General features: G+C 66.6%; 1 protein-coding gene. It reads right to left on the bottom strand.

Annotation, left to right across the window (positions count from 1 at the left end):
• On the bottom strand, positions 1 to 784 hold a 784-nt coding region (locus tag VTU_RS29820), incomplete at both ends, for an Ig-like domain-containing protein (protein WP_010109328.1).

Genomic DNA, 784 nt, shown 5'->3' with positions numbered 1-784 from the left:
CCCAGCGTGCCGTTGGCCCGTGTCAGGTCGATGTCGTCGGCGTCAAAGCCGGTGACGGGCTCGTTGAAGCTGAAGGTGACGGTGGTGGTTTCGCCCGGGGTGAGGAAGGTGTCGCCCAAACTGATCACGACGCTGGGCGCCATGACGTCGATGTCGTAGGTGACCGTGGAGACGGCCTGGCCCACACCGGCGTTGCCTGCGAGGTTGGTCACGCCGGCGAGGTTGACGCGGATCTGGTTGCCCGTTGAGTTGTAGCCGAGGACGGCGAAGAAGCCGAAGCCGCTGAGGCCGCTGAAATCACTCCGCTCCGGAGCCGTCAGCGTGACCGTCCAGGTGGTGCCGCCGTCGGTGCTGCGCAGGTTGGACAGCTTCGCGCCTCCGCTCACGGTCAGGTCGGCGATGGTGAAGCTGTCGGTCGCGATGGCTTCGGCGAAGCGGATGGTGACGGTGGTGCTCTCGTCAAGGCTCAGTTTGTTGTCGGCGATCGTGATCGGGTTGGTCGCTGCGAGCGTGGGGAGCCGGGTGCCTCCCGCTGCTGGCGGGCTGGTGTTGGTCACGGGCTGGCCCCCGAAGGTGGCAGCGTCATTGCCGGCGACGTCCTGTATGACGCCCGATGGTTGGTTGGCGCCGCCGGCGGGGGCCTGGTAGCCGATTCTCACCACTTGGCCGGGCGTCACGGCCTTTGCCAGTGTCAGCGTGATGGTCCCTGCGGGTCCATTCACGGCCACTGCGCGAACCCAGTAGCTGTTGAGTTGGTCGCCTACGACGCTCACCACGAAAGCCG

It is taken from the genome of Verminephrobacter aporrectodeae subsp. tuberculatae At4, from assembly GCF_000193225.1.
Lineage (GTDB): Bacteria > Pseudomonadota > Gammaproteobacteria > Burkholderiales > Burkholderiaceae_C > Acidovorax > Acidovorax aporrectodeae.
Note: the sequence above shows the minus strand (reverse complement) of the source record. Positions and strands in the feature narration are given on the sequence as shown.